The organism is Streptomyces sp. NPDC006368, from assembly GCF_040612535.1.
GTDB lineage: Bacteria > Actinomycetota > Actinomycetes > Streptomycetales > Streptomycetaceae > Streptomyces.
In genome coordinates this window covers 1-6,490 of sequence record NZ_JBEXQK010000084.1, presented here as the reverse complement: position 1 = coordinate 6,490, position 6,490 = coordinate 1, and the positions used below count along the sequence as shown (strand labels likewise).

General features: G+C 71.9%; 3 protein-coding genes. 2 read left to right on the top strand and 1 reads right to left on the bottom strand.

Annotation, left to right across the window (positions count from 1 at the left end; translation table 11 throughout):
• Positions 1–36 precede the first annotated feature (36 nt).
• Positions 37–2,904 carry a leucine--tRNA ligase gene (gene leuS, locus ABZZ38_RS30050; RefSeq protein WP_356745656.1) on the bottom strand — a complete coding sequence of 956 codons (2,868 nt, stop codon included), beginning with the start codon at positions 2,902–2,904 and terminating at the stop codon, positions 37–39.
• Between the two features lie 415 nt (positions 2,905–3,319).
• Here leuS and ABZZ38_RS30045 point away from each other — a divergent pair, with 415 nt between their 5' ends.
• Together ABZZ38_RS30045 and ABZZ38_RS30040 are read left to right on the top strand one after the other, a co-directional pair.
• Entirely contained in the window at positions 3,320–4,801 is a 1,482-nt protein-coding gene (locus ABZZ38_RS30045) for a hypothetical protein (protein WP_356745654.1), read from the top strand.
• Positions 4,798–6,384, top strand: coding sequence for an NADH-ubiquinone oxidoreductase-F iron-sulfur binding region domain-containing protein (locus ABZZ38_RS30040; protein WP_356745652.1), 1,587 nt, complete (start codon positions 4,798–4,800; stop codon positions 6,382–6,384). The genes ABZZ38_RS30045 and ABZZ38_RS30040 overlap by 4 nt, the downstream gene beginning before the upstream one ends.
• The last annotated feature ends 106 nt before the right edge of the window (positions 6,385–6,490 follow it).

The following is a 6,490-nucleotide window of genomic DNA, read 5'->3' as shown; positions in this document are numbered from 1 at the left end:
GGACCGGGCGGTACCGGTCCGGCCACGCCCGGCGGGCTACGCCGGGACGATGTTCACCAGCTTCGGCGCCCGGGCGATCACCTTGCGGATGCCCGCGCCGCCCAGTGCCCCGACGACCGCCGGGTCGGCCAGGGCCAGCGCCTCCAGCTCGGCGTCCGTGATGGACGGGGAGACCTCCAGCCGCGCCTTGACCTTGCCCTTGATCTGGACCACGCAGGTCACGGTCTCGTCGACGACGTACGCCGGGTCGGCGACCGGGAAGTCCTGGTGGGTCACGGAGCCGGTGTGGCCCAGCTTGTGCCACAGCTCCTCGGCGATGTGCGGGGCCAGCGGCGCGACCAGCAGCACCAGGCGCTCGGCGACCGATCGCGGCACCGGGGCCGCCGACTTGGTCAGGTGGTTGTTCAGTTCGGTGATCTTCGCGATCGCCGTGTTGAACCGCAGCGCCGCCATGTCCTGCGAGACACCGTCGATCGCCTTGTGCAGGGCGCGCAGCGTCTCCTCGTCGGGCTCGGTGTCGACGACGGTGGTCTCACCGGTCGACTCGTCGACGACGTTGCGCCACAGACGCTGCAGCAGCCGGTACTGGCCCACCACCGCGCGCGTGTCCCAGGGCCGGGAGACGTCCAGCGGGCCCATGGCCATCTCGTACAGGCGCAGCGTGTCCGCCCCGTACTCGGCGCAGATCTCGTCCGGGGTGACGGCGTTCTTCAGGGACTTGCCCATCTTGCCCAGGACACGGCTGACCTTCTCGCCCTGGTACCAGAAGGCGCCGTCCCGCTCCTCGACCTCGGCGGCCGGTACGGCGATGCCCCGCGAGTCCCGGTAGACGAAGGCCTGGATCATGCCCTGGTTGTACAGCTTGTGGTACGGCTCCGCCGCCGAGACGTGCCCCAGGTCGTACAGCACCTTGGACCAGAACCGCGCGTACAGCAGGTGCAGTACGGCGTGCTCGGCGCCGCCCACGTACAGGTCGACGCCGCCGTGCGGCTGTCCCTCGCGCGGGCCCATCCAGTACTGCTCGATCTCGGGGTCGACCAGCTTGTCGCCGTTGCGCGGATCCAGGTAGCGCAGTTGGTACCAGCAGGAACCCGCCCAGTTGGGCATGGTGTTGGTCTCACGCCGGTACTTCTTGGGGCCGTCGCCCAGGTCCAGTGTGACGTTGACCCAGTCCTCGTTGCGCGACAGCGGCGTCTCGGGGCGGGTGTCGGCGTCGTCCGGGCCGAAGGTGCGCGGCGAATAGTCGTCGACCTCGGGCAGCTCCAGCGGCAGCATCGACTCGGGCAGCGGGTGGGCGATGCCGTCCTCGTCGTACACGATGGGGAAGGGCTCGCCCCAGTACCGCTGGCGGCTGAACAGCCAGTCGCGCAGCCGGAAGTTGACGGTGCCCTCGCCGATGCCCTTCGCGGTCAGCCACTCGGTGATCTTCGCCTTGGCCTCGACGACTCCCAGGCCGTCCAGCGAGACTTCGTCGTTCGCCGAGTTGACGATCTTCGCGTCGTACGAGGAGAAGGCGTCGTCCCAGGTGGTGGTGTCCGTGCCGCGGCCGTCCGACGGCTCGACGACGCAGCGCATGGGCAGCTCGAAGGCGCGCGCGAAGGCGAAGTCACGGCTGTCGTGCGCCGGGACGGCCATGATGGCGCCGGTGCCGTAGCCCATCAGGACGTAGTCGGCGATGAAGACGGGGACACGGTCGCCGCTGACCGGGTTCACGGCGTAGGCGCCGGTGAAGACGCCGGTCTTGTCCTTCGCCTCGGCCTGCCGCTCCACGTCGGACTTGGACGCGGCCTGCTTGCGGTACGCGTCGACCGCCTCGGCCGGGGTGGCGTGCCCGCCCGTCCACACGTCGTGCGTGCCCTCGGGCCACGCCGCCGGGACGATCTTCTCGACCAGCTCGTGCTCGGGCGCCAGCACCATGTAGGTGGCGCCGAACAGGGTGTCCTGGCGGGTGGTGAAGACAGTGATGGCGTCGTCGCCGACGGCGAAGTCGACGCGGGCGCCCTCGGAGCGGCCGATCCAGTTGCGCTGCTGCAGCTTGATGGCCTCGGGCCAGTCCAGCGCGTCCAGGTCGTCCAGCAGCCGGTCCGCGTAGGCGGTGATGCGCATGTTCCACTGGCGCAGCTTGGCCTTGAAGACGGGGTAGTTACCGCGCTCGGAGCGGCCGTCGGCCGTGACCTCCTCGTTGGCCAGGACGGTGCCCAGGCCGGGGCACCAGTTGACCGGGGCGTCCGAGGCGTACGCCAGGCGGTACTCGCCCAGCACATCGGCGCGCTCGGCGGCGCTCAGCTCGGCCCACGCGCGCGTGGTGCCGGGTACGGGGCGCTCACCGCTCTCGAACTGGGCGACCAGGTCGGCGATGGGCCGGGCCTTGCCGGCGTCCTCGTCGTACCAGGAGTTGAAGATCTGCAGGAAGATCCACTGGGTCCACTTGTAGTAGTCCGGGTCGATCGTGGCGAACGACCGGCGCTTGTCGTGGCCCAGGCCCAGCCGGCGCAGCTGGGCCTTCATGTTCTCGATGTTCGCCTCGGTCGACACGCGCGGGTGGGTGCCGGTCTGGACGGCGTACTGCTCGGCGGGCAGGCCGAAGGCGTCGAAGCCCAGCGTGTGCAGCACGTTGTGGCCGGTCATGCGCTGGTGCCGCGCGAAGACATCGGTGGCGATGTATCCCAGGGGGTGCCCGACGTGCAGGCCCGCACCCGAGGGATACGGGAACATGTCCATGACGAACTTCTTGGGCCGGGCGACGACGGCCGGATCGCCGGCCAGGTCCCCGCTCGGGTTCGGCGCCTCATAGGTGCCCTCGGCGTCCCAGAAGTCCTGCCAGCGTGCCTCGATGTCGGCGGCCAGGGCCGCCGTGTAACGATGCGGGGCTGCTGCCTCGGCAGCAGATTTCGTCTCGCTCATGATCCCTAAAGCTCCATCGATCGTCTCTGCCAACTGCCGGCTGCTCTGTGTCGGGCGAAACGAGCTGTGCCCACAAACAAAAGGACCCCTCGCACAGGAGGGGACGCCGCGCCGATTCCGACCGGATCTCTCATCCGCCGGGACTGATCAGCGCGGCTCGCTAAGCAGAAGGCGTACGGCACGCATGGCGTCAGGGTACCGCAGGGGCCGTACGAGCCGCAGCGAGGTTCCACCGAGTGGGCTCCGGCCACAGGGGCCGCCCGCGTTACCCCGCGTATCGCCTCTATCCAGGGCAACCCCAAAGTCAGTTCCGGATGTTCCGAGCCGTAAACGCTCAAAGCTCGTACTGGTTGGTATGCGTCCACTTAGCATGCGGCCACGGGACCTCTTTTCCGCACCACTGGAGTCGCCCCCCATGAACCCTCATCGCAAGAACCGCTCATCGCCCGGACTGAAGGGCGGCATGAGCCGGCCGGTGCAGGGCGGGTTGTCCGTGGCAGCGGTGGTGCTCATACCCTTGCTCGCGGTCGGCGGCAGCGAGAGTTTCCGCGCCGCCCTGGACTTCACCACGGGTGTCCTGTCCCTGGTGTCACTGACCGCTTCCGTCGCCTGGGGCCTGATCGCCACCGACCGGCTGCTCCTGTCCGCCCGCCACCGGCTGCTCGCCCAGGCCATCCACCGGACCACCGCCGTGGCCTCCCTGGGCTTCCTCCTCCTGCACGCGACCGTCAAGGTCTCCCTCGGGCACACGGAGGTCATCGGGGCCCTCATCCCCTTCGGGCTCGGTGTCTCCGGCTCCGCCGGGCTCATCGGCTTCGGCGCCCTCGCGGGCCTCCTGATGGTGATCGCCGCGTCCACCGGTGTCGCCCGCAGCGCCCTCGCGGGACGCGGCAGCATCGCGGGCCGCTGGCGTGCCCTGCACATGCTGGCGTACCCGGCCTGGTGCTCGGCACTGGTCCACGGCCTGTACGCGGGTCGCCCGGCCGCCACCTGGGTGACCACCATGTACTGCCTCGCGCTCACCGGTGTCGCCGTGGCCGTGTCCGTACGGATGCTTCCCCGGCCCGTACAGGACCGCCTCGCGGGCCGTCTGCTGGCGCTGATCGGACCGGGCGCCGCGCAGGCGGAGACCGGCCCTTCGCGGCGGGACCTGTCCGTGTCCCCGCTGCCCGGCGCGGCGGACGCCCCTGCCCCTCCCCCGTACGCACCGCGCGTCGAAAGGGAGCCGGTTTTCCGGCGGCAGCCGTCGGAGCGACTGTCCGGCCGCTCCGAATTCCCGGACCGCTCCTTCGGCGCCCCGGAGCCGGTCGGGCCCGCCTTCAGCAGCCCGGACTTCCCGAACCGCTCCCTCGGCGCCCCGGAGCCGACGGGCTCCACCTTCAGCGGCCCGGAATTCCCCAGCCGCTCCTTCAGTAGCCCGGAGCCGGTGGCCGCCGCCTTCAGCAGCCCGGAAACCACGGAGCCGCCCTTCGGTTCGCCGGAGCCGGCGATGCGCCCCTTCGACATCGCGGAGCCCGTGGAGCCCTCCTTCGGTCGGCCTCGCGAGCAGTCCCCCGGCCCGGACGCCTCCGCGCCCCTCGGCGACCCGCTCGCCACCCCGCGCCCCGCCGCCGGCGCCGGCATCTCCGCCGGGTACCGCGCCGTGTCCCTCGGCAACGCGGGCGCCCCCACCCAGGACATCCCGTTCGCCGAGCGCGTCCCCATGACGGAGGAGCTGCCCGTCATCTCCGACGAGCCGGCCACCCGGCCCGGTTACTGGCCCACCCCCTCCCCGCCGCCGCCCGCCCAGTCCCCCGCACCACCCTCGTACAGCAGCCCCACCGAGCCCGCCGCCGGCCCTTTCCAGTACCCGCCGGCCGGTGAGCCGTGGTCCGCACCCGCAGGAGATCGCCCGTGAACGCCCCGCTCCCCGACGTCCCCGAAGTCCGCGTCGTAGGCCTCCCCCACCTGACCCAGGGGTTCGACCTGGTCGAGCGGCTGGACCTGCAGATGCACCTCAAGGTGCACGGCCCGCTCGAACCCATACCCGGCGAGCGGCTGGCCCAGCTGGCCGAGGAGATCTCGCTGCGCGGGCGGGGCGGCGCGGGCTTCCCCTTCGGCAAGAAGCTGCGCGCGGTGGCGAAGGCGGCGATCCGGCGCGGGGTGCGGCCCGTCGTCGTGGTGAACGGCAGCGAGGGCGAACCGGCCTGCCGCAAGGACACGGTCCTGCTCAACCGCGCCCCGCATCTCATCCTGGACGGCGCCCTGCTGGCCGCGGAGGCGATCGGCGCCCGCACCCTGATCGTCGCGGTGACCCGCAACTCCACGGAGATCTCCATCCGTGCCGCACTCGCCGAGCGGGGACTGTCCGACCGGCGCGGACAGCAGCTACGCGCGCGTGTCGTCCGCAACCCGGAGCGGATGGTCTCCGGCGAGGCGTCCGCGGTGATCCGGGCGGCCGGCGGCGGGCCCGCCCTGCCGCCCGGCCGCCGCGAGCGTGCCGCCGAGTCGGGTGTGGGCGGCGCGCCGACCCTGCTGTCCAACGCGGAGACGTTCGCGCAGCTGGCCGTCGCGGCCCGGCTCGGCGCACGCCGCTACAGCAACACCGGGCTGGAGAGCGAGCCGGGCACGGTGATGCTGACGATCTCCGGGGCGGTCGCGCGCCCCATGGTGGTCGAGGTCCCGACGGGCGTCCCCCTGCGGTACGTCCTCCAGCTGGCGGGAGCCCCGCCGCAGCCCCAGGGCGTGCTCACCGGCGGCTACCACGGCAACTGGATCGACGCGATGGCCGTGCACAACGCGGTCGTCTCCCGCGAGTCCCTGGCGGCCGTGGGCGGCGCCCTGGGGGCGGGGGCGATCCTGCCGATCGGTCCGGAGACCTGTCCGCTGGGTGAGGCGCAGCGGGTCGCGAACTGGCTGGCGGCGGAGACCGCAGGGCAGTGCGGCCCGTGCCGGCTGGGTCTGCCGGCCGCCGCCGGGGGCCTGTCGGACGTGCTGAACGGTGGCGGTCCGGCCGCGCTGGAGGCGCTGCGCGAGGTGACCCAGGCGGTCAAGGGACGGGGTGTGTGCAAGCACCCGGACGGCTCGGCGCGGTTCTTCAACTCGACGCTGTCGGCTTTCACCGACGATCTCGCCGCGCACGTCCTGCACGGCGGGTGCGGACGTCCGACGATCGGGGTGCTTCCGCTGCCCGAGCCGGGCTACCAGGAGACCGTGGAGTCCATCCCCAGCGGCGAGAAGCTGGCCGTGGACTGGACGCTGTGCAAGGGTCACGGGCTGTGCGCCGACATCGTGCCCGAGCTGATCCGGATGGGACGGGACGGCTATCCGGTGCTCTCGGACGCGTCGGTGCCGGTGCACCTGCGCACGCGCGCGCAGCTGGCGGTACGCCGCTGCCCCGAGCTGGCGCTGCGTCTGGAGCGCCCCGAGCAGGAGCGTCCCGGCGGGCTTCCCGCGCTGCCGAGCGCTGCCCGCAAGGCCCTGGGCAGCGGCCGGGGTTGACCGGACACAAGGAAGCGGGCCATCCGGATCGGATGGCCCGCTTTCAGGTCCTGTGGAGCTAAGGAGAATTGAACTCCTGACCTCCTGCATGCCATGCAGGCGCTCT